A 24,406-nucleotide genomic window follows, 5' to 3' on the forward strand; every position below is an offset into this window, starting at 1 on the left:
AGTATGAATTTAAAAACCCCAAAATTAACGGTTGTAGGAGCTGGTCCCGGCGATATAGATTTAATAACACTTAAAGCTGTTAAATCTATTGAGTCTGCAGATGTTATTCTGTACGATGCCCTTATAAACGAGGAGCTGTTAAAATACGCGTCTAGCGATGCGGAGCTTATTTTTGTGGGTAAACGTAAAGGATGTTATGCTTTTCAGCAAGAACAAATCAATGAGCTAATTGTTAGTAAGGCAAAAAGCTCAGGTCATGTTGTACGCTTAAAAGGTGGCGATCCTTTTATATTTGGAAGAGGCGCAGAAGAGATCGATTATGCTAGGCAGTTTGGTTTAGAAACCTTTGTTGTACCTGGAATAAGTTCGGCTGTAGCCGTGCCAGCATACCAAGGTGTGCCTTTGACCAAACGAAATGTTTCAGAAAGTTTTTGGGTCATTACAGGAACGACCAAAAACCATGCATTATCTTCAGATGTTGCTTTGGCTGCAAAATCAACAGCAACTATAGTTATTTTAATGGGAATGGGGAAACTCAGCGAGATTGTTCGTATTTTCTCAAAAGAAAACAAACAAGATATGCCTGTTGCAATTATTCAAAACGGAACCAGAGCAGACGAAAAAGTTGGTATTGGTACTATGGAAACCATTTGTAGTATTGTTGCAGAAAAAGAGTTGACAAACCCTGCTATTATTGTTATTGGAGATGTTGTTAAAGAACGTGCTGTACTAACATCAATTCATAAGGAGGTTAATCAAGAACTGTAATATTATGGGGGAAAATAGTAAGATAAATAGTTTAGGCCCAGTTCCCCCTTTGGGGGCGGAGGGGGCTCGAAATAACTTATATCCTATTTTTTTAAAACCTAAAAGTTTGCAGGTACTTATAGTAGGCGGTGGTTTTGTGGCAGAAGAAAAGTTGACTTTTCTATTGAAATCAAGCCCAGATGCCCATGTTACCATGGTCGCGCCTATGTTTAGGGCAGGTACTATAGCTCTAGCGAAAAAAGGAGATGTTACATTAGTTGAAGATGTTTACAAAAAAAGTTACCTGAAAGGAAAGCACATTGTTATAGCTACGACTGATGTGCCTCAAGTAAACGAGAAGGTTTATAAGCATTGCAGAAAGAGAAACATTTTAGTTAATGTAGCAGATAATCCGCCTTATTGCGATTTTTATATGGGAGGTATAGTAACAAAAGGTAATGTAAAAATAGCGATTTCTACTAATGGGAAGTCGCCAACAACGGCCAAAAGATTGCGTCAGTTTTTTGAGGATGTCATCCCGGAAAATATAGACGATATGGTTAAAAATTTAAATGAATATAGAAAAACTATAAAAGGTGATTTCGAACAAAAAGTAGAAAAGCTTAATGAATTCACCAAAGGATTAATTGAAAAAAGAAAATCGTAAAAATGATTAAGACAGATATACTTATAATAGGTGCAGGACCAACTGGATTATTTACAGTTTTTGAAGCAGGTTTGTTAAAGCTTAAATGCCACTTAATTGATGCATTGCCGCAACCTGGTGGACAATGTTCTGAGATTTATCCTAAAAAACCTATTTATGATATTCCTGGGTTTCCAGAAATATTAGCAGGCGATCTAACTAAAAATTTACTTGAGCAAGGCAAGCAGTTCGAACCAGGGTTTACTTTAGGAGAACGTGCCGAAACTATAGAAAAACAAGAAGACGGATCGTTTATTGTAACAACAAATAAAGGGACACAACACCAAGCACCAGTTGTTGCTATTGCAGGTGGTTTAGGGTCTTTCGAACCTAGAAAACCAGTTATTGAAGGGATTACTGATCTTGAGGATAAAGGTGTAGAATACATTATTAAAGACCCTGAGTTTTATAGAGATAAAAAAGTGGTGATTTCCGGAGGTGGGGATTCTGCACTCGATTGGAGTATCTTTCTAGCCGATGTTGCTTCAGAAGTGACTCTAATCCATAGAAGAAACGAATTTAGAGGCGCTTTAGATTCTGTAGAAAAAGTTAGGGAGTTAACCCTTTTAAATAAAATAAACTTAATCACGCCAGCCGAGGTTAAAGAACTTCATGGTGAAGGAAAGCTAGAAGCGGTTACAGTTGAAAAGGAAGGAGAATCTACAAGAATAGAAACCGATCACTTTATTCCTTTATTTGGTTTGTCGCCTAAATTAGGTCCTATTGGAAATTGGGGATTAGAGATAGAAAAGAATGCTATAAAAGTAGATAATACTTTAAACTATCAAACTAACATTCCTGGTATTTTTGCCATAGGTGATGTAAATACCTATCCTGAAAAATTAAAATTAATTCTATGCGGATTCCATGAAGCAACATTAATGTGTCAGGCAGCCTTTAGAATTATCAATCCAGGTAAAAAGCATGTGTTAAAATACACAACGGTTAGTGGTATTGATGGTTTTGATGGTACTCGTAAAGAAGCTCCAAAAGCGGTTGTACAAGCTATAAAATAGGCGTTGTATTATACCTCACGGACTTGAAGTTATGGAATTCCATTTGTTGGGATAGCCAATAGGCAAGATTCTTAAGATTAATAAAGAGATAACAGTATAGAGATTAGGGTGTTAAAATGTAAATGATAATTGTTAAGGGGGTTGTTTAATCCAGAAAATAATTAGAAATTTAATATATGAAAAGTTATAACGTTTGTTTAAAAGATACGGTTAAAACATTCACGAAAAGATTGTTTTATGCGTTGTTTGATGAAAAACAACAAGAGGTCCATAAACAATATTTAGAAACAACGTTTCTTGAAATACTATCTAAGTTATCGCTAGAAGAAGGTGAAGAAAAGTGGGAACAGTTCAAACAAAAGCTTCCTGAGGTTAGAAGGCAGTTAGATTTGGACGCTTTAGCTTTTGAGAATAACGATCCGGCATCCTATAATTTAGAAGAAATATATTTAGCTTACCCCGGCTTCCATGCTATATCTATTTATAGATTAAGTCATGCGCTTTATAAACTTAATGTACCAATTCTCCCTAGAATGATGAGTGAATATATCCATGGTATCACGGGTATAGATATTCATCCAGGCGCAACCATCGATGAATCGTTTTATATCGATCACGGAACAGGTATCGTAATAGGAGAAACATCCATAATAAAAAGTAACGTTAAAATTTATCAAGGTGTTACTTTAGGAGGTATTCAAGTTAGCAAAGATTTAGCACAGGTAAAAAGACACCCGACCATAGAAGAGAATGTAACCATATATGCAAATGCCACTATTTTAGGTGGGGATATTGTTATTGGAGCCAATAGTATTATCGGCGCCAATGTATGGATTACACAATCGGTGCCAAAAGACTCATTAGTAACCTATCAAACAGAAATCAAAATAAGACCCAAGAAAAATGGCATACGGCGGTAGTATAACAGACAGGATAGGTAACACACCTATAGTAGAAGCGCGTCATATTTTTTCAAGCAATGGCGTTCGCTTGTTTTTTAAATTGGAAGGAAACAACCCTGGGGGGAGTGTGAAGGATAGGGCAGCTTTTAACATGATTAATGAAGCTGTTAAAAGAGGCGATATTGAAAAAGGCGGACATTTGGTCGAAGCTACCAGTGGCAACACAGGAATAGCATTGGCATTTATAGCACAGTTCTTTGGATTGAATATGGTGTTGATTATGCCCGAGAATTCAACGGTAGAACGTGTTAAAACCATGCGAGCATATGGCGCTGAGGTTATTTTAACCCCGAAAGAAGACGGTATTGAAGGATCGCGAGATTTGGCCTTTAAGCTAAGAGATGAAAAAGGGTATGTGTTGTTAAACCAATTTGAAAACGAAAACAACTGGAAAGCGCATTATAAAACTACCGGTCGTGAAATTTGGAGAGATACCGAAGGTGATGTTACGCACTTTGTGTCTGCAATGGGAACCACAGGAACCGTTATGGGCGTATCTACTTTTCTAAAAGAAAAAAACGAAAACATAAAAATAATAGGAGCGCAACCTGCAGATGGGGCAAGTATACCAGGTATTAGAAAATGGTCACCAGATTATGTGCCTAAATTTTTCGACCGCTCTAAAGTAGATCAAGTCGTTGAAGTTACCGAGGAAGAAGCTAAAACTATGACGAAACGTTTAGCATTAGAAGAAGGTATTTTTGCAGGTATGAGTAGTGGTGGAGCGGTGCATTGTGCTTTAAAAATAGCAGAATCTATCGACGAGGGTGTTGTCGTAGTTGTTATTTGCGATAGAGGAGATAGGTATTTGTCATCTCCGTTGTTTGAGTAAAAGAATAATTTTTTTAAAATAAAAGCGAATAAAAAAAATATTGTTAGTATTTTTGTTCGCCATACCAATAAGCTTATAGTTGTATAGTATTAAGTTTAGAAGTATTAGTTCATTAACGTATTAATATTGTTATCAAGAAAGGCAGAGGGAATAGACCCTGTGAAGCCTTGGCAACCCTTTAACTTTAAAGAAGGTGCTACATTCTACTAATATTAAATCAAAATATTAGAAAGATAACGAAAAGTGTTTCCTTAACTTTTCTTGATGACATATAAATAAAACGAATATTTAAAATTAAACATTCGTCAAACTAAAACTTTGCCTGAGCACAGTCGAAGGAAGCTTTAATGCTTTATTATTGATCATAATCAATAATAATGTAAAGTTTCACGAATTCCTTAAGAGTAAGGCATGCTGTGAGTAAGTTAGTTTAGGATGACGTATAAATAATATCGAAAATGTCGAAGATACAAGAAGCTTTACAAGATCGTATTCTAGTGCTAGATGGTGCTATGGGTACCATGTTACAGGCGTATAAATTTACCGAAGAGGATTTTAGAGGCGAGCGCTTTAAAGACTATCCAACACCATTACAAGGTAACAACGATTTACTGTCTATTACACAGCCTAAAGCGATTAAGGAAATACATGCTAAATACTTTGAAGTAGGGGCAGATATTATAGAAACCAATACTTTTTCTGGTACAACAATTGCCATGGCAGATTATCAGATGGAAGATTTGGTATACGAGCTTAATTACCAATCCGCAAAAATTGCTAAAGAAGTAGCGGACGAGTTTACTGCCAAAGAACCACACAAACCTCGTTTCGTAGCTGGATCTATTGGTCCTACAAACCGTACAGCAAGTATGTCGCCAGATGTTAACGATCCTGGTTATAGAGCCGTTACATTTGATGAGTTACGTATAGCCTATAAGCAACAAGTGGAAGCATTAGTTGATGGTGGAGTTGATTTGTTGTTGGTAGAAACCGTTTTCGATACCCTAAATGCAAAAGCAGCTTTGTTTGCCATAGAAGAAGTTAAGGAAGAGCGGGCTATCGATATACCCATTATGCTTAGTGGTACCATTACCGATGCGTCGGGGAGAACACTTTCCGGTCAAACAGCAGAAGCATTTTTAATTTCAGTATCCCATATTCCATTATTGTCGGTTGGTTTTAATTGTGCCTTGGGAGCCAATTTATTGCAACCGCACTTAGAAGCGATAGCGTCTAAAACAGATTTCGCCATTTCGGCACATCCCAATGCAGGTTTGCCAAATGCTTTTGGTGAATACGATGAAACACCAGAAGAAATGGGAGAACAAATAGAAGCGTATTTGAAAAAGAATTTAATAAATATTATTGGAGGTTGCTGCGGTACAAGCCCTGAGCATATAAAGGTTATTGTAGATCTCGCTGCTAAATATAAACCTCGTAACATGGTTGTGGATGCTGTTAGTTGATTGTTGGTTTTTGGTTGCTGGTTTTTGGTTGTTAGTTTTTTGCTGCTGGGTGTTTAAAAAGGAAATATTTTGAAATCATATATAGAATTAGATGTTTGGATTGAAGCTAGGAAATTGGTTAATCAGGTGTATACATTGACTAACGAATTTCCTAAGGAAGAACTTTATAGTATTACAAATCAAATTAGAAGAAGTTCAGTTTCAATTCCATCAAATATAGCTGAAGGTTGTGGAAGACAATCAACAAAAGAAACAATTCGATTTTTATATATTTCCAGAGGATCTTTATATGAGTTGGAAACGCAATTGTATCTTTCAAATGATCAGCAATTTATTTCCAATGAATTATTAAAAACAATATTGAATCAAGTAGAAATTTGCAAAAAGTTGATTAATGGATTCATAAAGTATTACAAAAGTAAAATATGAAAACCAACAACAAAAAACCAGCAACCAAAAACCAACAACAAAAAACTAACAACAAAAAACCAGCAACCAACCACAATTAAGAACCATTTTCAATAGTAGAACATTATAAGTAATGAGTAGCAATCAAAAAAAATACATGAAGTTATCAGGACTAGAACCTCTGGTCTTGAACGAAAACAGCAATTTTATTAATGTTGGTGAACGAACCAATGTTGCTGGTTCTCGTAAGTTTTTACGGTTGATTAAGGAGGAGAAGTTTGATGAAGCATTAGATATTGCTAGACACCAAGTAGATGGAGGTGCGCAAATAATCGATATCAATATGGACGATGGTCTTATTGATGGTAAAGAATCGATGGTTCGTTTTTTAAACCTAATCGCTGCCGAACCGGATATTTGCCGAGTACCTATCATGATAGATAGTTCTAAATGGGAAATTATAGAAGCAGGGTTGCAGGTCGTACAAGGTAAATCTGTGGTAAACTCCATTTCGCTAAAAGAAGGTGAAGAAAAGTTTATTTGGGAAGCAACACAGATTAAGCGCTATGGTGCTGCCGTTATTGTTATGGCTTTCGATGAGGTCGGTCAAGCAGATAACTACGAAAGACGTATCGAAATATCAAAACGTTCATATGATGTGTTGGTAAACAAAGTCGGCTTTCCTTCAGAAGATATCATTTTCGATTTAAATATATTCCCTGTAGCAACGGGGATGGATGAACACCGCAGAAATGCGATCGATTTTATTGAGGCTACACGTTGGGTGCGGGAAAATTTACCAAATGCAAGTGTTAGTGGTGGGGTGAGTAATGTGTCGTTTTCTTTTAGAGGAAACAATATAGTTCGAGAAGCCATGCACTCGGTATTCCTATACTATGCCATAAAGGCGGGTATGAATATGGGCATTGTAAACCCAACGATGTTGGAGGTTTATGATGATATTCCTAAAGATTTATTAGAGCATGTAGAAGATGTTATTTTAGATAGACGGGATGATGCCACAGAACGCTTATTGGATTTAGCCGAAACCGTTAAAGGTACTAAAGCCGAAAAGACCGTTGATTTATCATGGCGAGAGAATCCTCTTCAGCAACGTATTACTCATGCTTTGGTAAAAGGGATCGATGCATACATTTTAGAAGATATTGAACAGGCAAGACAAGAAGCTGAAAAGCCTATTGATGTTATAGAAGGACATTTAATGATAGGTATGAATGTCGTAGGTGATTTGTTTGGAGAAGGAAAAATGTTCTTACCACAGGTTGTTAAATCGGCACGAGTTATGAAGAAAGCTGTTGCCTATTTAAACCCATATATAGAAGCCGATAAATCTGAAGAACAGAAGGCTATTGGTAAGGTACTCATGGCAACTGTAAAAGGCGATGTACATGATATTGGTAAAAATATAGTAAGCGTTGTTTTAGGGTGTAACAATTATGAAATTGTCGATTTAGGCGTTATGGTACCTCCTGAAAAGATTATTGAAACGGCCAAAAAAGAAAATGTAGATGCCATTGGTTTATCGGGCTTAATAACGCCCTCACTTGACGAAATGGTGTATTTAGCCAAGGAGATGGAGCGCGAAAATATGAATATTCCATTGCTAATTGGTGGCGCAACAACATCCAAAGCCCATACAGCCGTAAAAATAGACACACAGTACAAAAATGCGGTAGTACATGTAAATGATGCGTCGCGTGCTGTAACCGTTGTTGGCGATTTGTTAAACAAGCAAACAGCTAACGCCTATGTTGCCAAATTAAAGGAAGATTACGACGCATTTAGAACCAAGTTTTTAAAACGAGGTAAGGAGAAATCGTATATCACTTTAGAAGAAGCCAGAAAACGAAAGTTTAAAATTGATTGGGAGTCTGCTGAGATTGTAAAACCTAAAGAACTAGGCATTCAGAGATTAAAGCAGTTAAGTTTAAAAGAGTTATTGCCGTACATTGATTGGAGCCCGTTTTTTAGAAGTTGGGACCTCCACGGAAAATACCCGAATATTTTAAAAGATGATGTTGTAGGAGAAGAGGCTAGTCGATTATATGATGATGCGCAAGCCATGATAAAAGAGATTGTTGCAAAACAGCTATTAAAACCAAAAGCTGTTTTTGGTCTGTTTGAAGCTAATAGTATAAACGAAGACGATATTTCTATTAAGAAAAAAGGGAAGGAAATTGCTGTATTCAGAACCTTACGACAACAATTAAAAAAGCGGGAAGGTATTCCAAATATTGCATTGGCAGATTTTATAGCTCCAGAGAGTTCTGGTAAAACAGATTATATGGGTGCTTTTTGTGTGGGTATTTTTGGAGCGCAGGAGTTGGCAGATCATTATAAACAACAAGAAGATGATTATAATGCAATTATGGCACAGGCTATTGCGGATCGATTTGCAGAAGCTTTCGCCGAATATTTGCATAAACAAATAAGAGCCAAGCACTGGGGTTATGTTCAAGAAGAGTCGTTAAGTAATGAAGAACTAATAAAGGAAGCTTACAAGGGTATTCGTCCGGCACCAGGCTATCCTGCATGTCCAGATCATTTGGAAAAGGAAACGATCTGGGAGCTTTTGGATGTTGAAGAACTTATAGGAGTTTCCCTAACAGAAAGTTTGGCGATGTGGCCAGCGGCAGCAGTTTCGGGATACTATTTTGCTAATCCAGAATCGAAATATTTTGGTTTAGGTAAGATTACCGATGACCAAATAACCGATTACGCCTCCAGAAAAGGCATTAAAAAAGATATTGCCCGTAAATGGTTGCACCCAAATTTAGCTAGCGAGTAAAACTATTAGGAAGATTTTAGTAAATAGAATTTAATGTTAAGAGATAAAATTGTCAATAAAAAATCAGGAATCCTACTTTATGGGTTAACACCACCTAAGTTAAACATCGATAAAAGTAAGATTCAGCTTATTGCAAATAAATTAATTGAACGTGTAAAACATTTGCCTATTGATGGTTTGGTTTTATATGATATTCAGGATGAGTCTGCAAGGACTAATCAAGTAAGGCCATTTCCTTTTAATGAGACTTTAACACCGGATGATTATAGCAATAACTATCTTGGAGAATTAAAAATTCCAAAGATTATATATAAGAGTGTTGGAAAGTATACGGCAAACGAGTTCAAGAATTGGATTGATGAAAACTCAAATACGATAGATTATTCAGTTTTTGTTGGGACACCATCAGATGAGTTGGTTTTAAATCTTCCGCTAAATGATGCTTATAAAATAAATCGTGATGCTAAACATTCCATTCCGTTGGGAGGGGTAACTATTCCAGAACGACATTATCAATTGAATGATGAGCATCTGCGTATTTTCGGCAAAATAGATAAAGGCTGTAAGTTCTTCATTTCTCAATGTATTTACAATACATATAACACCAAAAATTTCTTATCCGATTATCACTATTATTCTATAGAAAACAATAAGGAATTGCAACCCATAATATTCACGTTAACACCATGTGGATCATTAAAATCCTTGGAGTTTATGGAATGGTTAGGAATAGATTTTCCAAAATGGTTAAAAAATGAATTTAAGTATTCAAAAGACATGCTTGTCAAATCAATAGATACTTGTAAATATATTGCGAGAGAGCTTATAGATTATAGTAATGAAAAAAACATTCCTATAGGGTTTAATATTGAAAGTGTGTCGGTTAGGAAAGAGGATGTGGAAGCTTCCGTAGAACTGTTGAAAGATGTCAAGGTTTTGATGAACGAATATGAATACGAATCATTAAGTTTGTCTGGTAATATTATGGAGGAGTAAAAGCCCCTCCTAGCCTGCCCGAAGGGGAGGAAAAAAGAAAAAGAATTGAAATAGAAATTTAATATACCCATTAAAAGCCCCTACTTGGGAGGGGTTGGGGAGGCCACATGAAAGTTACAAACCATATTAAAAAAGCTAAAGGAAAAACATTGTTTTCCTTTGAGATTATTCCACCACAGAAAGGTAGAAGTATTCAGGAGTTGTATAATAACATAGATCCTTTAATGGAGTTTAATCCGCCATTTATTGATGTAACAACATCTAGGGAACAATATATATACATAGATAAGGGAGACGGGCTTTTAGATAGGAAAATTACACGTATGCGTCCTGGTACGGTTGGGATTTGTGCAGCTATAAAGCATAAGTATAATGTAGATACAGTACCACATGTTTTATGTGGTGGTTTTACAAAAGAGGAAACCGAATACCTATTGGTAGATTGTCATTATTTAGGTATCGATAATGTTATGGCTTTGCGCGGAGATGCTATGAGCCATCAAAAGTATTTTGAGCCATCTAAAGGAGGAAATCACTATGCTACAGACTTGGTGGCACAGATTCAGAATTTAAATTGCGGGAAGTATTTACACGATGTTGTTGAGTCCGACCATAAATCTGATTTTTGTATTGGTGTAGCCGGTTACCCAGAAAAACATATGGAAGCCCCTTCTTTACAAGCCGATTTAAGGCGTCTTAAAGAAAAGGTTAATGCTGGAGCAGATTATGTTGTAACACAAATGTTTTTTGATAATGAAAAGTACTTTGAGTTTGTAGAAAAGGCAAAAGAAGCAGGGATTAATGTGCCTATTATTCCGGGAATAAAACCGTTGGCAGTTAAGCGTCATTTGCAAATATTACCACAAGTATTTAAAATAGATTTACCCGAAACTTTAGTTAACGAAGTTGAAAAGTGTAAAGACAATAAGCAAGTAAGACAAGTAGGTGTGGAGTGGGCTATAAAACAATCTGAAGAGCTTAAAAAGGCCGGTGTACCGGTACTTCATTACTATTCAATGGGTAAAAGTGATAATATTAAAGCAATTGCATCGAAGTTATTTTAATATTTCCTTTACATTTGCCCTTTAAAACCTACTAATGAGATTACTTTTTATCTGTATTTTTTGTGCAGTATTTAGCTTTTCTTTCTCTCAAGAAAAAAAGCATACATCCTATTTGGATGTCAATTATTTTAAGGGAAACATTGCACTACATAATAACGATATCTTACATTTAATTAAGGGGCATCCGGAAGGCGTTGTTTTAAGTTGGAACAAAAAAACCTTTGGATTTAAGGATTGGGAACAACGTTATAATTATCCGGATTATGGAATGTCTTTTGTTTACCAAAATCTAAAGAATGACGTTTTAGGAAATAACTATGCGCTATTTTCACATTACAATTTCTACTTTTTAAACCGTAATTTAATGATGCGTATTGGTCAAGGTTTAGCCTTAACGACCAATCCTTACGATAAGGAAGATAATTTTAGGAATATAGCCTATGGATCTAAAATAATGAGTAGTACCTACTTGATGCTTAATTATAAAAAGGAACATATTATAGATAGGTTTGGAATACAGGCAGGACTATCGTTTATTCATTACTCAAATGGGAATTTTAAAGCTCCTAATGCAAGTACAAATACTTTAGCCTTAAATGTGGGTGTTACATATAATTTAGATGAAGAAGCACCAGAATATATAACCACATTGCAAGATGGAGCCAAAGAAACATTTACGCAACCTATAAAATATAATGTTGTTTTTAGGAGTGGTATTAATGAAAGTGATATTGTTGATAGTGGTCGTTTTCCTTTTTACATCTTTTCTGCATATGCAGATAAACGCATTAATGTAAAAAGTGCATTACAAGTAGGAGCCGATGTGTTCTTTTCAAGGTTTTTAAAGGAGTATATTTATTACAGGTCGGTTGCTTTTCCAGAAGATAATTTAACAGGAAACGAAGATTATAAAAGAGTAGGTGTGTTTGCTGGGCATGAATTATTTATTAATAAAATGTCGCTTGTTACCCAGTTGGGGTATTATGTGTATTACCCTTTCGATTTTGAAGGGCGTACTTATCTTAGAATAGGTTTAAAACGCTATTTTGGTAACAAATGGTTTGGAGCATTAACATTAAAGTCTCATGGTGCAAAAGCAGAGGCGTTAGAATTTGGAGTTGGTGTTAGGTTATAAAATTCCTGCTTTAGTAGGATTGACAAAAAATATGAAACGAATTATATACATATTTGTATTAATAATTACAGCTTGCGATAGTGAGAATGCAGGTGATTGTTTTCAAAAAACAGGACAGATCATTCAGCAAGAAGTGGTAGTTGATGCCTTTACTAAAATTTTAGTAAACCGGGGTGTAGAATTAATAATTAAGGAAGGTACCGAACAAAAAGTTATTATTGAAACCGGCGAAAATCTGTTAAATGATGTTACAGCTACAGTAATAGATGATAAATTAACCTTAACAGACCATAACAACTGTAACTATGTGCGGGATTATGGTGTGACTAAAGTATACGTAACATCTCCAAATATTACAGAAATAAGATCCTCTACTCAATATGATATAAGTTCTGATGGGGTTTTAACCTATCCGAATTTAACGGTTCTATCTGAAGATTTTGGGGAGCCAGACTCTTTTACAAGTGCTAATTTTAGATTACAAATAGATAATACTACATTTCGATTGGTCTTTAACAATCTGTCTAATTGCTTTATTTCTGGTAGAACAGAAAATTTAAACCTCCTCTTTGCAGCAGGAACATCACAGTTTGAAGGGCGTAATCTTATTGCTCAAAATGTACAATTATGGAACAGGGGATCGAACGATATGATTGTAAATCCTCAACAAGAAATAAAAGGAACTATTTCCGGACCAGGTGACGTAATTTGTGTAACCCGTCCGGCAATAGTAGAAGTTGATGAGTTGTATAAAGGACGATTAATCTTTGAATAAAGCAACCGATTGTTTAGCAATTTCCAATTCTTCGTTAGTTGGAATTACTAAAACTTTTACTTTAGAATCCTCGGTATTGATAACTTGCATTTCTTTGGACTTAACATTGTTTTTTTCAACATCTAACTCAACACCAAAAAAGTCTAAATCTTTAGAAATACGCTCTCTCATTAGTGACGAGTTCTCCCCAATGCCAGCGGTAAATACGATGGCATCCAGTCCGTTTAAAATAGCAGCATAACTACCGATGTATTTTTTAATACGGTACACGTTCATTTCTAAAGCTAACTGACATGCTTTGTTGCCTTTGGTAGCCTGTTCTTCAATATCCCTTAAATCGCTAAACCCGGTTAGTCCTAGCATACCACTCTTTTTTTGTAAAAGCGTATTGATTTCTTCTAAGCTAAAATTTAATTTGTTGGCCAAATAAAATATAATAGCAGGATCGATATCACCAGAACGCGTTCCCATTATTAAACCACTTACAGGAGAAAACCCTAAGGAATGATCTATACTCTTACCATCTTTAACAGCCGTCATACTGCAACCGTTTCCTAAATGAACAGTGATGATTTTAGAATTCTTTTTACCTAAATAGTCAATCGCTTTTTCCGAAACATATTTATGGCTGGTGCCATGAAAACCGTATAGACGAATATGATGGTCTTTTAACAGATCGTTTGGAATAGCATATTTATAAGCGCGTTCGGGTATGGATTGATGAAAAGCTGTATCGAAAACAGCTACCTGCTTCGCATTCGAAAAAATATCTTCGGCGACTTCAATACCCTCAAGGTTGGCAGGGTTATGTAACGGAGCCAACGACGATAATTCTTTTATTTTCTCTTTTACAGTATTGGTGATTTCTATAGTTTCATTAAAATAGATACCGCCATGAACCACTCTATGGCCTACAATTGAAATATCTTCTGGCGATTTTATGATCCCCGTATTATTATCTAAAAGTTGTTTAGATAATAATTGTAATCCATCCTTATGATTTAAGATCGGACTCTCAAATTCAATAGCGTCATTTTCAGTTTTGAATTTAAATATAGCATCATCATGACCAATTCGCTCAATTATCCCAGAACATAAAATGCGCTCTTCGGGCATTGAAAACAATTGAAATTTTATAGAGGAACTCCCCGAATTTAAAACTAATACTTGCATGTTTATTGGTTTTGAGCTTGAATAGCAGTGATTATTACTGTGCTATAAATATCGTCGGCAGTACAACCTCTACTAAGGTCGTTAACTGGTTTGTTTAATCCTTGTAAAACTGGTCCTATAGCTAATGCTCCGGTTTCACGTTGTACAGCTTTATAGGTGTTGTTACCTGTGTTTAAGTCTGGGAAAATTAAGATGCTAGCATGTCCCGCTACTTCAGAATCTGGTAATTTACTTTTTCCAATACGCATATCTACCGCAGCATCATATTGAATAGGTCCTTCTATTTTTAAATCAGGATTTTGAGCTTTTACAATGTCGGTAGCTTCTCTAACCTTTTCAACATCGGCTCCTTTTCCGGAAGCACCAGACGAATAAGAAAGCATAGCAACTTTAGGTTCTATGCCAAATTCTTTTGCGGTTTGAGCAGACGAAACAGCTATTTCTGCTAATTCTTCCGCGTTTGGTTTCGGGTTAATGGCACAATCTCCAAATACAGAAATTCTGTCTTCCAAACACATAAAGAAAATAGATGATACCATATTTACTCCCGGTTTGGTTTTTATAAACTGTAATGCAGGTCGTAACGTATGTTGGGTGGTGTGTGCCGCTCCAGAAACCATACCGTCTGCATGACCTTTGTAAATCATCATGGTGCCAAAATAAGAAACATCAGCCATTGTATCCTTAGCCATTTGTAAGCTTACATTTTTGTGTTTTCTAAGCTCGTAAAAAGTCTTAGCATAATCATCAAAATGAGGCGATTTTGTTGGCGATATAATGTTTATTCTATCGGTGTTTAAAGGAATGTCTAATTTTAAAATACGTTCCTTAATTTTATCTTCTTCACCCAAAAGCGTTAAATCTACAACATTGGCATTAATTAATTTTGCAGAAGCACGTAAAATACGTTCATCATAACCTTCTGGTAAAACAATGTGCTTCTTATCGTTTAAGGCGCGCTGTAGTAAATTGTACTGAAACATTCTTGGTGTAAATACATCAGACTCAAATGTAATAAGTCGTTCAGCAAGTTTATCTGTATCGACGTGTTTCTCGAAAGTTTCTATAGACGTTGCTATTTTTTCTGTATTTTCAGCATAAACTCTCGATTTAATACTACCTATACTATTAGTTACATGGTAGGTGCCTCCTTTTACACTAATAAGTGGAACTATACTCGAAAGCCCTTCGATAAGTTTTAAAATTGGCTCTTCTGGAATAAGGCCTCCCGTTAAAATAATTCCGGCAATTTTAGGGTAGTTTTTAGAAATATTGGCTTGTAAAGCTCCTAAAATAATATCGGCTCTGTCGCCAGGAGTAATAACCAAAGAGTTTTCCTTAAGGTGGGTTAAATAATTACGTAATTGCATAGCCCCAACACTTGGATTCTCTGTTAGGTTGTTTAGCATGTCTTGCCCAAAAAGAACTTCACCACCTAAAGCTTTCGAAATTTCTTTTACCGTAGGACTGCCAAGGCTAGGAATTTTTGGGATAACTGTAATGTCGGTCCCGTTATTTATACGTTCCTTTAGCTGCTCTTTAAGTGTAGAAAGGCTTTCTGGATTAGCTTTGTTGGTTACTATTGAAAGCACATCTACGTCTTGCTTAAACGTATCGTGGGCTAATTGAACACTGTCTACAATCTCTTTAAGTTCTTTTTTGTCTCCTTGAGAAACGATAATAACTGGCAACCCAAGGTTTTTAGATATTAAGATATTTATATCCAGTTCTAAGCTTGAGTTTTCATGAGAGAAATCGGTACCTTCAACCAAAATAAAATCAAAACGTTCTTCAAGATCTTTATACTTCTTAATGATTTCATCTATAACTTCACCAGATTTTCCTTGGTTGTATAGGTCGAGTACTTGACTTCTTGTATATGCAAATGTTCTTTTGTAGTTAATGTCTAATTCAAAATGCGACATCACGGTATTAATGTGATTGTCTCTTTCTCCAACTTCAAGGTCTTCAATGATTGGTCTAAAATATCCAACCTTGGCCGTTTTCCCTAAAAGCATACGCATTAAGCCAAGAACTACAACAGATTTACCGCTGTTAGGCTCAATGGTTGCTACATAAATTCCTTTACTCATAGTGTTTTTCGTTGTAATATAAGATAGCTTGTTGCTCAATCTTAAGCTCGATAACTTATACTTGTGTTTATATAGTTTTTGACAAAATTAGTATGTTCATATTATCAGAAGGATGATATTTATCATACTTTTTATTTTAAACTTATCTGATATAAAAAGAATAAGCTATTTCGATGTTAAATCTCTAAAAAGAGATTCTAAACTTGCATTTTTTTGATTTAGTTGTAAAATTTTTAATTGGTTGTCGTGGGCGAAATCAAATACATGAGATCGCATGTCTTCTGAGGTTTTAAAAGTAATTTCGTAAACAAAATCGTAAGTGTTTGTTACATTCTTTACTTTGGGGAGTTTTAATAAAAAAGCATCTTCAACGCGATAGTCAAATTCAACGATAACAGTTTGTTCCTTTTCGTCGCGTAGTTCGCTTAGCTTTTTGTCTGCAACAATTTCGCCTTTATTAATAATGATAACCCGATCGCACATAGCTTCAACTTCTTGCATGATATGTGTGGAAAGAAACACGGTTTTAGTTTCTCCAATCGTTTTTATAAGGTTTCTAATATCGACCAATTGATTAGGATCTAAGCCTGTGGTCGGCTCGTCTAATATCAAAACATCAGGATCATGCAACAAGGCATTAGCTAGCCCCACACGTTGGCGATATCCTTTAGAAAGCTGACCTATTTTTTTATGAACTTCAGGTGTTAAGCCAGTAAGTTCTATAACATCGTTAATACGCTGTTTAGAAACCTTATATATATTCGCATTAAAATTTAAATACTCCTTAACAAACATGTCTAAATACAAGGGGTTGTGCTCGGGTAAATACCCAACGCTCTTTTGAACAAGCCGCGTGTTTTCCTTTATATCGTATCCATTTACTTTTGCGGCACCTTCACTAGGATTAATATAAGTGGTTAATATCTTCATCATAGTGGATTTTCCGGCGCCATTAGGACCTAAAAACCCAACAATTTCAGGCTTGTTCACTTTAAAAGATATACCGTTTAAAGCCTTCTGTTCACCATAATATTTTGAAACTCCTATTACTTCAATAGACATAATTAAAATTATTTGTTCAAAAATAATAATTATATAACGCAAGAGAAGTTTTGTTGTATAATCTTTAAAACTTTTGAAAAAACAGAAAAAAAACTAAGTCACAATTTTGATTTCTTAAAATATTATTTACTTTAGCCTCATAATTACTATGACAATGACAGTATTTTATACATTTTTTAACAACTGGTTTTATTTCTTTTATAGCAAAAGGAACGAGACGTTGTATGTATAATTTATAACAATAAATTTTAATATGAGTCTCGATGAAAATCGGGACTTTTTTTTGTTCAACTTTTAATTGAATAAATGCAATTAAGGTTGAAGGTATATAAAAAACTAGATTTTGATTAAAACGGTAGCCATACAGGGAGTAAAAGGATCTTTTCATCATATTGTGTCTCAGCAATTTTTTGACGAAAATGTCGATGTTATAGAGTGTTTAACCTTCGATAAGGTCGTAGATTCTTTAATTACGGAAGAATGCGATGCCGCCATTATGGCCTTGGAAAACTCTATAGTAGGGTCGATTATTCCTAATTACGCATTAATTGATACTTACGGTTTGCACATTGTTGGCGAGCATTATCTGGACATTCAGCATAACTTAATGGCTTTGCCGGGGCAGAAGATAGAAGATATTAAAGAAGTGTATTCGCATCCCATGGCATTGCTACAATGTAAGGAGTTTTTTAAGCAATATCCGCATATAAAATTGGTGGAAGATAAAGATACGGCAGAGGTGGCACAACGTATACAGGAAAAAAAGCTTAAAGGAATAGGGGCTATTGCCAGTGTTATGGCTGCAGATATATTCGAGTTAGATGTTTTGGCAGCCAGTATTCAAACTATAAAGCACAACGAAACACGTTTTGTTATTGTGAAGCGAACAAATTCGGAAGTTCCGGAAAATGAGATGAACAAAGCGTCGGTTAAATTTGAAAGCGATCATAAGCGAGGTAGTCTCGCGGCTATTCTTAATGTAATGAGCGATTGCAAGCTAAATCTAACTAAAATTCAATCCCTACCAATAATTGATGAGCCTTGGAAGTATGCTTTTTTTGTTGATATTACTTTTGACGAATATATAGATTTTAAAAAATCGAAATCTATAATAGATATTATGGGCGAAGGGTTTAAAGTGTTGGGAGAATATAAAAATGCTAAATTATGATTGAAGCAGCAAACAGATTGCAAACGGTAGAGGAATATTACTTTTCAAAGAAATTAAGAGAAGTAAGTTTCCTTATAAATAGCGGTAAACCTATTATTAATTTAGGGATTGGTAGTCCGGATTTACAGCCGCCAAAAAGGGTTGTAGAGGCTATAAAGGAAGGTTTGCTGGCTCCTAATGCACATAAATATCAGAGTTATCAAGGTTTGCCAGAGCTAAGAGATGCTATCGTTGGATTTTATAAAGAGCATTTTTCGGTTTCTTTAAGTGCTTCAACAGAGGTTTTACCTCTAATGGGAAGTAAGGAAGGGATTATGCATATTTCAATGGCCTATTTAAATGAAGGAGATGAGGTATTGATTCCAAATCCAGGATACCCAACTTACCAATCTGTTACAAAATTAGTAGGAGCAAAACCTGTTTTTTACGAACTGGATGCTGCTAACAATTGGTTGCCGGATTTTGAAGCTCTAGAGCAATTGGATTTGAGCAAGGTAAAACTAATGTGGGTAAACTATCCGCATATGCCAACTGGAGCAACGCCAAATACATATTTGTTTGAAGAATTAGTAGCATTTGCCAAACGTCATAATATTTTAATAGTTAATGATAATCCGTATAGCTTTATATTAAATGATGCTCCAAAAAGCATATTAAGCGTTACAGGAGCAAAAGATGTTTGTTTAGAGCTTAACTCGCTAAGTAAAACCTTTAATATGGCTGGCTGGCGCGTAGGTATGGTTGTTGGAGACAGCAAGCATATAAACAATATTTTAAAGGTGAAGAGTAACATGGATTCTGGTATGTTCTATGGGATTCAAAAAGGAGCTATTGAAGCTTTAAAATGTTCAGAAATGTGGTTTGTTACATTAAATAGCGTGTACAAACGACGTCGCGATTTAGTTTGGCGATTAGCAAAAGCTTTAAACTGTACTTACGATGAAAATGCAACGGGGCTTTTTGTTTGGGCTAAATTACCAGAAGGGATTAAAGCTGAAACATACATAGATGAGGTGTTAAAAAATAAACATGTATTTATTACACCGGGAACTATTTTTGGGAGTAAAGGCGAAGGGTATATCCGATTTTCTCTATGTGCGCCAACCGAAGTTTTAGAAGAAGCTATAAAACGAGTTGAATAAGTATTTTGTTTGTTATAAACAGTGATATAGAAAAGTGTAAATAATAATTGATATTTCTTCCCTGCTTGTGCTGAGCGTAGTCGAAGTATGGGAAGAAGCCTCAAAAGAGACAGATAGGAATGAAAAATATATACATTATAGGGGTTGGTTTAATTGGCGGTAGTCTTGCTATAGATATTAAAAAAAATAATCCGGAAACGGTTATTCATGGTATTAGTAGGAAGCAAACAACGCTTGATGAAGCTTTGTCGCTTAATCTAATCGACAAAAAAGCAACTTTAGATGATATTGATAAAGCCGATTTAGTCATTATATCTATTCCTGTAGATGCTACTGTAAAAATGTTGCCGACCATTTTGGATAAGATTCATGATTCCGGATTGGTTGTAGATGCCGGTTCTACTAAATTGGATATATGTAAGGTTGTTGAAGATCATCCTAAGCGTAGAAATTTTTTAGCGATGCACCCTATTGCTGGAACAGAGCATTCGGGGCCTAGTGCAGCCATGAGCGGTTTGTTTAAGGGAAAAACAAACATTGTTTGCGAAGTTGAAAAAACAGCATTCAAGCTTCAGGAAAAGGCTCTAAAGCTTTTTGCTGATATAGGTATGCGTATGCGCTACATGAACCCAGAAGCACACGATAAACATATAGCCTATATGTCTCACCTGTCACATATAAGCTCATTTATGTTAGGTAAAACGGTGATAGATAAAGAGAAAAACGAACGGGATATTTTTGATATGGCAGGTAGTGGATTTGCTTCTACCGTTCGTTTAGCAAAGAGTTCTCCGGAAATGTGGACGCCTATTTTTAAACAAAATAAGGAAAATGTTATCGAGACTTTAGAAGAGTATATCGATAACCTGAAGTTGTTTAAGGAGCTTATGGAAAAAGATGACTTTGAGGCAGTTTATAACGAAATGAAAAATACGAATCATATAAAACAAATTTTAAACGGAATAGCTTAAACGGCTAAATATTGAGTAAAAATGGAGAATAAAAAAGAAATGAGAAACTGGTTGGATGCATTAAATTTAGATCATCCTTTGGTTATTGCAGGACCTTGTAGTGCCGAAACAGAAGAGCAAGTATTAAAGATAGCTCATGAGTTAAAAGACACAGACGCTAATTATTTTAGAGCAGGTATTTGGAAACCAAGAACAAGACCAGGAATGTTTGAGGGTGTTGGTGCATTGGGTTTAAACTGGCTTAAGAAAGTAAAAGAAGAAACCGGGATGAAAATTTGTACAGAAGTAGCTAATGCTGCCCATGTAAAACTAGCTTTAGAGAACGATGTAGATCTGTTATGGATTGGAGCACGTTCTACTGTGAGTCCGTTTATAATGCAAGAAATTGCAGATGCTTTAAAAGGTACAGATAAACCTGTTTTGATAAAAAACCCTGTTAACCCAGATTTATCATTGTGGTTAGGAGGAATAGAAAGAATATATAAATCTGGAGTTAAAAACATAGGAGCTATACACAGAGGGTTTTCATCTTACCAAAAGACCAAGTATAGAAACATACCAGAATGGCAATTAGCTATTGAGTTTCAAAATAAATTCCCAGATATCCCTTTAATTTTAGATCCGTCTCATATTACCGGTAATCGCGAAATGATTTTTGATGTATCGCAAACGGCATTAGATTTAAATTACGATGGATTAATGATTGAAACACATCACGATCCTGAGAACGCATGGAGTGATGCTGCACAGCAAGTAACACCTTCTAAGTTGATACAAATCATGAAAGATCTTAAAATTAGAAAAGAGACCGACGCAGAAGCAGAATACAACAATGCCTTAAATAATTTAAGAGCTCAAATTGATATTGTAGACCACGATATTATTAGTTTATTAGGAAAACGAATGATAGCCGCAGATGGAATTGGAGCGCTTAAAAAGAAAAAAAATGTTGCTGTATTACAGTCTAAACGTTGGAATGAGATTTTAGGAAAAATGGTTTTAGAAGGAGAGGAGCACGGACTTAGTGAAGAGTTTATCTTAAGAATGTTTAAAGCGATTCACCAAGAATCTATTAACCATCAAGAGAAGATAATTAACGGTTAAAATAATAATCGATTAGTGTATAAAAAAGAGAGTGTCTAAAAAGTGTCATTCAGAGCGGCTTGTGCTGAGCGTAGTCGAAGCAAGCGAAGAATCTCGTTAAATCATATCTATTACGAATTAATAAGATTCTTCATTTCATTCAGAATGACACTTTTTAGACACTCTCTTTCGTTTTTATAGAAATGAAAAACTACTTGTTGTTTCTCTTAAAAATATAACGCGTAATAAAAATACCCTTACCATCGTCTTTCCCGCTATCGCTTTCTACAGCGCTTGTAATGAAAGCTAACTCCCAACCTTCTTCAACCATAGTGTTTATTTTAGAGGATATTACGGCATCGTTTGCTGCGATATTCTGGAAACGGATACCTCCAATGTTGTAGAAGTTTAATAATTTAGTTTCGTCAAAATCCTTAACTCTAATATTTCCACGTTTAGATTTATTACGAGTATTATCTTCAGCAGTTTGGGTACTGGTATATTCTTTATAATCTTTTTTCTCATTAGCACTAATAATTCTAGAACGCCCAAGGCCATTGGGAACAATAGATTCTACACTGGTAACAACTTTGTACTCAACTTGAGCGCTAGCGTCGATAAAAGAAAATAACGCAATGGTAAAAACTAGTAGTAATTTTTTCATCTGTCGGAGATTTTTATGATTAATAATGACCGTTTAAACAACATTTATGCCAAAAAAAATATTTTTAAGTTATATTTTTGAAAAATATGACAGGACTCGTTTATAAATCTACAGGAAGTTGGTATACCGTTAAAACCGATTTAGGCCATACTTACGAATGCCGCATAAAAGGAAAATTCCGTATAAAGGGTATTAAGAGTACAAACCCAATAGCGGTAGGTGATGTTGTAGATTTTGAGATTGAAACCTCTAATAATCAAGAAACCGGCATTATAAATAATATTCACGACAGAACCAATTATATTGTTAGAAAATCGGTTAACCTATCCAAACAAACACATATCATAGCTGCTAATCTAGATCAGGTTTTTTTAATGATTACGATTAATAACCCGCCTACATTAACCAGTTTTATTGATCGGTTTTTGGTAACAGCTAACGCATATTCCATTAAAACGGTGTTGTTGTTTAACAAAATTGATGTGTACGACGAGGAAACACTTTTAGAAGTAAAGTATTTAGCGCATATATACAGGAAAATAGGATACGAATGCATAGGTGTTTCTGCTAAAACAGGAAAAAACATAGAGAAAGTAAAGGCGTTAATGCACGATAAGGTTAGTATGTTTTCGGGACATTCTGGGGTAGGTAAATCAACTCTGGTAAATGCTATAGAACCAACTTTAAATATTAAGACAAAAGAAATTTCTACACAACATATGCAAGGACAACATACCACAACCTTTGCAGAAATGTTCGATTTAAGTTTCGGAGCAAAAATTATTGATACACCGGGTATAAAAGGTTTTGGAGTAGTCGATATGGATAAGGAAGAAGTAGGAGACTATTTCCCCGAAATATTTAAATTAAAGCAAGACTGTAAGTTTAATAATTGTCTGCACGTGCAAGAGCCGAAATGCGCTGTTAAAAAAGCACTGGATAATGATGAAATAGCGTTTTCGCGTTACAGAAGTTATATGCAAATAATTGAAGGGGAAGACGAACATTATAGAACTGATAATTGGGATAATTCGTGATTAGTGTTCAGTGTTCAGTGTTCAGTGTTTAGTAATTGGTTGGCAGTGTTTTGTTTTAATAAATAAAAAATCCTTTTAGCGTTTATGAAAGTAGTTATTCAAAGAGTTTCAGAAGCAAGTGTAACTATCGAAGGAGAGAACGTGGCATCTATTTCGAGCGGGCTTTTAATTCTTTTAGGTATAATTAATGAGGATACAGCAGAAGATATTAAATGGCTAACCAATAAAATTGTAAACCTTCGCATTTTTGGAGACGAAAATAATGTTATGAATAAATCCCTGTTAGATGTTAATGGCGAAGCTATAGTGGTAAGCCAATTTACATTGCATGCCGCTACAAAAAAAGGAAACAGACCAAGTTATATTAAAGCAGCAAAACCAGATATTGCAGTGCCGCTTTATAACAGTTTTGTACAACAAATGGAAAGTGGTTTGGGTAAAAAAGTACAAACCGGACAATTTGGAGCCGATATGAAAGTGGCATTGCTTAACGACGGTCCGGTAACTATAATAATCGATTCTAAAAACAAAGAATAATGGCATCTGTATTTGGGCATAGTGTAGTCGGTTTTACATTAGCCAAAATTATAGATGAGCACAATTCAAAATGGCTAATAGCATTAGCAATACTATCAACAATACTTCCAGATTTAGATGTTGTAGGCTTTAAAATGGGTATTCCATATTCACATCCTTTGGGGCATCGTGGTTTTACACATTCCATATTATTTTCAATGGTATGGGCTTTTGTTTTAATGATTACCCTAGGTAGAAAGCATAAACTTATTTGGTTTTGCGTTATTTTTTTGTCAACGCTCTCACATGGTATTTTAGATGCCATGACGTCTGGAGGTATGGGTGTTGGTTTTTTTATTCCGTTTAATAATGATCGTTTTTTCTTCCCGTTTAGAAGTATTCAGGTATCACCAATAGGTGTAAAGGAATTTTTTACAGAATGGGGTGTGAAAGTATTGTTTAGTGAATTTAAATATGTTTATATTCCATCTTTTTTTATATTAGTTGTAAGATTTTTAATTTATCGATTAAAGGGTGTTTTTTACGACAAAAACTGATTTTTCTCATATGTTAGCAGG

23 protein-coding genes and 1 riboswitch are annotated in these 24,406 nt (G+C 35.2%); of the genes, 19 read left to right on the plus strand and 4 right to left on the minus strand.

What is annotated here, in order from left to right:
• Nucleotides 1-3 precede the first annotated feature (3 nt).
• From cobA to C1H87_RS15920, 12 genes are all read left to right on the plus strand, one after another.
• Nucleotides 4-768 (plus strand): uroporphyrinogen-III C-methyltransferase, encoded by a 765-nt coding sequence (gene cobA, locus C1H87_RS15865; protein ID WP_102756754.1) that lies wholly within the window; start codon nt 4-6, stop codon nt 766-768.
• 4 nt (nt 769-772) lie between these two features.
• Nucleotides 773-1,414 carry a precorrin-2 dehydrogenase/sirohydrochlorin ferrochelatase family protein gene (locus C1H87_RS15870; RefSeq protein WP_102756755.1) on the plus strand — a complete coding sequence of 214 codons (642 nt, stop codon included), beginning with the start codon at nt 773-775 and terminating at the stop codon, nt 1,412-1,414.
• A 2-nt stretch (nt 1,415-1,416) separates the two neighbouring features.
• A complete protein-coding gene (locus tag C1H87_RS15875; protein WP_102756756.1) occupies nt 1,417-2,469 on the plus strand; it encodes an NAD(P)/FAD-dependent oxidoreductase in 1,053 nt (350 codons plus the stop codon).
• Between the two features lie 176 nt (nt 2,470-2,645).
• Nucleotides 2,646-3,389, plus strand: a complete 744-nt coding sequence (epsC, locus tag C1H87_RS15880; RefSeq protein ID WP_102756757.1) for a serine O-acetyltransferase EpsC — start codon at nt 2,646-2,648, stop codon at nt 3,387-3,389.
• Nucleotides 3,373-4,263: a cysteine synthase CysM gene (gene cysM / locus C1H87_RS15885; protein WP_102756758.1), complete on the plus strand. Its 891-nt coding sequence runs from the start codon at nt 3,373-3,375 to the stop codon at nt 4,261-4,263. The genes epsC and cysM overlap by 17 nt, the downstream gene beginning before the upstream one ends.
• 126 nt (nt 4,264-4,389) lie before the next feature.
• Nucleotides 4,390-4,503: riboswitch (SAM riboswitch) on the plus strand.
• Nucleotides 4,504-4,721: 218 nt separating this feature from the next.
• Entirely contained in the window at nt 4,722-5,729 is a 1,008-nt protein-coding gene (locus C1H87_RS15890; RefSeq protein WP_102756759.1) for a homocysteine S-methyltransferase family protein, read from the plus strand.
• Between the two features lie 69 nt (nt 5,730-5,798).
• Nucleotides 5,799-6,158, plus strand: coding sequence for a four helix bundle protein (locus tag C1H87_RS15895; RefSeq protein ID WP_317048171.1), 360 nt, complete (start codon nt 5,799-5,801; stop codon nt 6,156-6,158).
• 112 nt (nt 6,159-6,270) lie between these two features.
• Nucleotides 6,271-8,946 carry a methionine synthase gene (gene metH, locus C1H87_RS15900; protein WP_102756761.1) on the plus strand — a complete coding sequence of 892 codons (2,676 nt, stop codon included), beginning with the start codon at nt 6,271-6,273 and terminating at the stop codon, nt 8,944-8,946.
• Between the two features lie 33 nt (nt 8,947-8,979).
• A complete protein-coding gene (locus C1H87_RS15905; protein ID WP_102756762.1) occupies nt 8,980-9,942 on the plus strand; it encodes a methylenetetrahydrofolate reductase in 963 nt (320 codons plus the stop codon).
• Nucleotides 9,943-10,049: 107 nt separating this feature from the next.
• Nucleotides 10,050-11,006, plus strand: coding sequence for a methylenetetrahydrofolate reductase [NAD(P)H] (gene metF / locus C1H87_RS15910; RefSeq protein WP_102756763.1), 957 nt, complete (start codon nt 10,050-10,052; stop codon nt 11,004-11,006).
• A 34-nt stretch (nt 11,007-11,040) separates the two neighbouring features.
• The gene (locus C1H87_RS15915; RefSeq protein WP_102756764.1) at nt 11,041-12,141 is read left to right on the plus strand and encodes an acyloxyacyl hydrolase; all 1,101 of its coding nucleotides are present in this window, start codon (nt 11,041-11,043) and stop codon (nt 12,139-12,141) included.
• Between the two features lie 31 nt (nt 12,142-12,172).
• Nucleotides 12,173-12,916, plus strand: a complete 744-nt coding sequence (locus tag C1H87_RS15920) for a head GIN domain-containing protein (RefSeq protein ID WP_102758297.1) — start codon at nt 12,173-12,175, stop codon at nt 12,914-12,916.
• Here C1H87_RS15920 and C1H87_RS15925 read toward each other — a convergent pair.
• The 3 genes from C1H87_RS15925 to gldA all read right to left on the minus strand — a co-directional run bounded on the left by C1H87_RS15925 (nt 12,902) and on the right by gldA (nt 17,244).
• On the minus strand, nt 12,902-14,089 hold the full coding sequence (locus C1H87_RS15925) for an acetate/propionate family kinase (protein ID WP_102756765.1): 1,188 nt from the start codon (nt 14,087-14,089) through the stop codon (nt 12,902-12,904). The genes C1H87_RS15920 and C1H87_RS15925 overlap by 15 nt on opposite strands.
• A 2-nt stretch (nt 14,090-14,091) precedes the next feature.
• Nucleotides 14,092-16,182 carry a phosphate acetyltransferase gene (gene pta, locus C1H87_RS15930; RefSeq protein ID WP_102756766.1) on the minus strand — a complete coding sequence of 697 codons (2,091 nt, stop codon included), beginning with the start codon at nt 16,180-16,182 and terminating at the stop codon, nt 14,092-14,094.
• Nucleotides 16,183-16,347: 165 nt separating this feature from the next.
• Nucleotides 16,348-17,244 (minus strand): gliding motility-associated ABC transporter ATP-binding subunit GldA, encoded by an 897-nt coding sequence (gene gldA / locus C1H87_RS15935; protein WP_102756767.1) that lies wholly within the window; start codon nt 17,242-17,244, stop codon nt 16,348-16,350.
• A 343-nt stretch (nt 17,245-17,587) separates the two neighbouring features.
• Between gldA and C1H87_RS15940 the strand changes: the two genes are divergently transcribed.
• From C1H87_RS15940 to C1H87_RS15955, 4 genes are all read left to right on the plus strand, one after another.
• Nucleotides 17,588-18,415: a prephenate dehydratase gene (locus C1H87_RS15940; protein ID WP_102756768.1), complete on the plus strand. Its 828-nt coding sequence runs from the start codon at nt 17,588-17,590 to the stop codon at nt 18,413-18,415.
• Nucleotides 18,412-19,557, plus strand: coding sequence for a pyridoxal phosphate-dependent aminotransferase (locus C1H87_RS15945; RefSeq protein WP_102756769.1), 1,146 nt, complete (start codon nt 18,412-18,414; stop codon nt 19,555-19,557). The genes C1H87_RS15940 and C1H87_RS15945 overlap by 4 nt, the downstream gene beginning before the upstream one ends.
• 119 nt (nt 19,558-19,676) lie before the next feature.
• Complete coding sequence (locus tag C1H87_RS15950) at nt 19,677-20,528, plus strand: prephenate dehydrogenase (protein ID WP_102756770.1); 852 nt, start codon at nt 19,677-19,679, stop codon at nt 20,526-20,528.
• A gap of 21 nt (nt 20,529-20,549) precedes the next feature.
• The gene (locus C1H87_RS15955) at nt 20,550-21,632 is read left to right on the plus strand and encodes a bifunctional 3-deoxy-7-phosphoheptulonate synthase/chorismate mutase type II (protein WP_102756771.1); all 1,083 of its coding nucleotides are present in this window, start codon (nt 20,550-20,552) and stop codon (nt 21,630-21,632) included.
• Nucleotides 21,633-21,822: 190 nt separating this feature from the next.
• Here C1H87_RS15955 and C1H87_RS15960 read toward each other — a convergent pair whose 3' ends face one another.
• Nucleotides 21,823-22,275: a hypothetical protein gene (locus C1H87_RS15960; protein WP_102756772.1), complete on the minus strand. Its 453-nt coding sequence runs from the start codon at nt 22,273-22,275 to the stop codon at nt 21,823-21,825.
• 86 nt (nt 22,276-22,361) lie between these two features.
• Between C1H87_RS15960 and rsgA the strand changes: the two genes are divergently transcribed.
• From rsgA to C1H87_RS15975, 3 genes are all read left to right on the plus strand, one after another.
• Nucleotides 22,362-23,312: a ribosome small subunit-dependent GTPase A gene (gene rsgA, locus C1H87_RS15965; protein ID WP_102756773.1), complete on the plus strand. Its 951-nt coding sequence runs from the start codon at nt 22,362-22,364 to the stop codon at nt 23,310-23,312.
• Nucleotides 23,313-23,396: 84 nt separating this feature from the next.
• A complete protein-coding gene (gene dtd / locus C1H87_RS15970; RefSeq protein ID WP_102756774.1) occupies nt 23,397-23,849 on the plus strand; it encodes a D-aminoacyl-tRNA deacylase in 453 nt (150 codons plus the stop codon).
• A complete protein-coding gene (locus tag C1H87_RS15975; protein ID WP_102756775.1) occupies nt 23,849-24,385 on the plus strand; it encodes a metal-dependent hydrolase in 537 nt (178 codons plus the stop codon). The genes dtd and C1H87_RS15975 overlap by 1 nt, the downstream gene beginning before the upstream one ends.
• Nucleotides 24,386-24,406: the final 21 nt, after the last annotated feature.

Source organism: Flavivirga eckloniae (assembly GCF_002886045.1).
GTDB classification, from domain to species: Bacteria; Bacteroidota; Bacteroidia; order Flavobacteriales; family Flavobacteriaceae; genus Flavivirga; species Flavivirga eckloniae.

What these genes read in the sequence shown, in the direction of transcription:
- C1H87_RS15945 (WP_102756769.1), top strand. Translation starts at nt 18,412, where the DNA reads ATGATTGAAGCAGCAAACAGATTGCAAACGGTAGAGGAATATTACTTT.
- C1H87_RS15905 (WP_102756762.1), top strand. Translation starts at nt 8,980, where the DNA reads ATGTTAAGAGATAAAATTGTCAATAAAAAATCAGGAATCCTACTTTAT.
- C1H87_RS15950 (WP_102756770.1), top strand. Translation starts at nt 19,677, where the DNA reads ATGAAAAATATATACATTATAGGGGTTGGTTTAATTGGCGGTAGTCTT.
- C1H87_RS15925 (WP_102756765.1), bottom strand. Translation starts at nt 14,089, where the DNA reads ATGCAAGTATTAGTTTTAAATTCGGGGAGTTCCTCTATAAAATTTCAA.
- metF (WP_102756763.1), top strand. Translation starts at nt 10,050, where the DNA reads ATGAAAGTTACAAACCATATTAAAAAAGCTAAAGGAAAAACATTGTTT.
- C1H87_RS15915 (WP_102756764.1), top strand. Translation starts at nt 11,041, where the DNA reads ATGAGATTACTTTTTATCTGTATTTTTTGTGCAGTATTTAGCTTTTCT.
- C1H87_RS15975 (WP_102756775.1), top strand. Translation starts at nt 23,849, where the DNA reads ATGGCATCTGTATTTGGGCATAGTGTAGTCGGTTTTACATTAGCCAAA.
- C1H87_RS15875 (WP_102756756.1), top strand. Translation starts at nt 1,417, where the DNA reads ATGATTAAGACAGATATACTTATAATAGGTGCAGGACCAACTGGATTA.
- C1H87_RS15890 (WP_102756759.1), top strand. Translation starts at nt 4,722, where the DNA reads ATGTCGAAGATACAAGAAGCTTTACAAGATCGTATTCTAGTGCTAGAT.
- cysM (WP_102756758.1), top strand. Translation starts at nt 3,373, where the DNA reads ATGGCATACGGCGGTAGTATAACAGACAGGATAGGTAACACACCTATA.
- cobA (WP_102756754.1), top strand. Translation starts at nt 4, where the DNA reads ATGAATTTAAAAACCCCAAAATTAACGGTTGTAGGAGCTGGTCCCGGC.
- C1H87_RS15920 (WP_102758297.1), top strand. Translation starts at nt 12,173, where the DNA reads ATGAAACGAATTATATACATATTTGTATTAATAATTACAGCTTGCGAT.
- C1H87_RS15870 (WP_102756755.1), top strand. Translation starts at nt 773, where the DNA reads ATGGGGGAAAATAGTAAGATAAATAGTTTAGGCCCAGTTCCCCCTTTG.
- metH (WP_102756761.1), top strand. Translation starts at nt 6,271, where the DNA reads ATGAGTAGCAATCAAAAAAAATACATGAAGTTATCAGGACTAGAACCT.
- dtd (WP_102756774.1), top strand. Translation starts at nt 23,397, where the DNA reads ATGAAAGTAGTTATTCAAAGAGTTTCAGAAGCAAGTGTAACTATCGAA.
- gldA (WP_102756767.1), bottom strand. Translation starts at nt 17,244, where the DNA reads ATGTCTATTGAAGTAATAGGAGTTTCAAAATATTATGGTGAACAGAAG.
- C1H87_RS15955 (WP_102756771.1), top strand. Translation starts at nt 20,550, where the DNA reads ATGGAGAATAAAAAAGAAATGAGAAACTGGTTGGATGCATTAAATTTA.
- epsC (WP_102756757.1), top strand. Translation starts at nt 2,646, where the DNA reads ATGAAAAGTTATAACGTTTGTTTAAAAGATACGGTTAAAACATTCACG.
- rsgA (WP_102756773.1), top strand. Translation starts at nt 22,362, where the DNA reads ATGACAGGACTCGTTTATAAATCTACAGGAAGTTGGTATACCGTTAAA.
- pta (WP_102756766.1), bottom strand. Translation starts at nt 16,182, where the DNA reads ATGAGTAAAGGAATTTATGTAGCAACCATTGAGCCTAACAGCGGTAAA.
- C1H87_RS15960 (WP_102756772.1), bottom strand. Translation starts at nt 22,275, where the DNA reads ATGAAAAAATTACTACTAGTTTTTACCATTGCGTTATTTTCTTTTATC.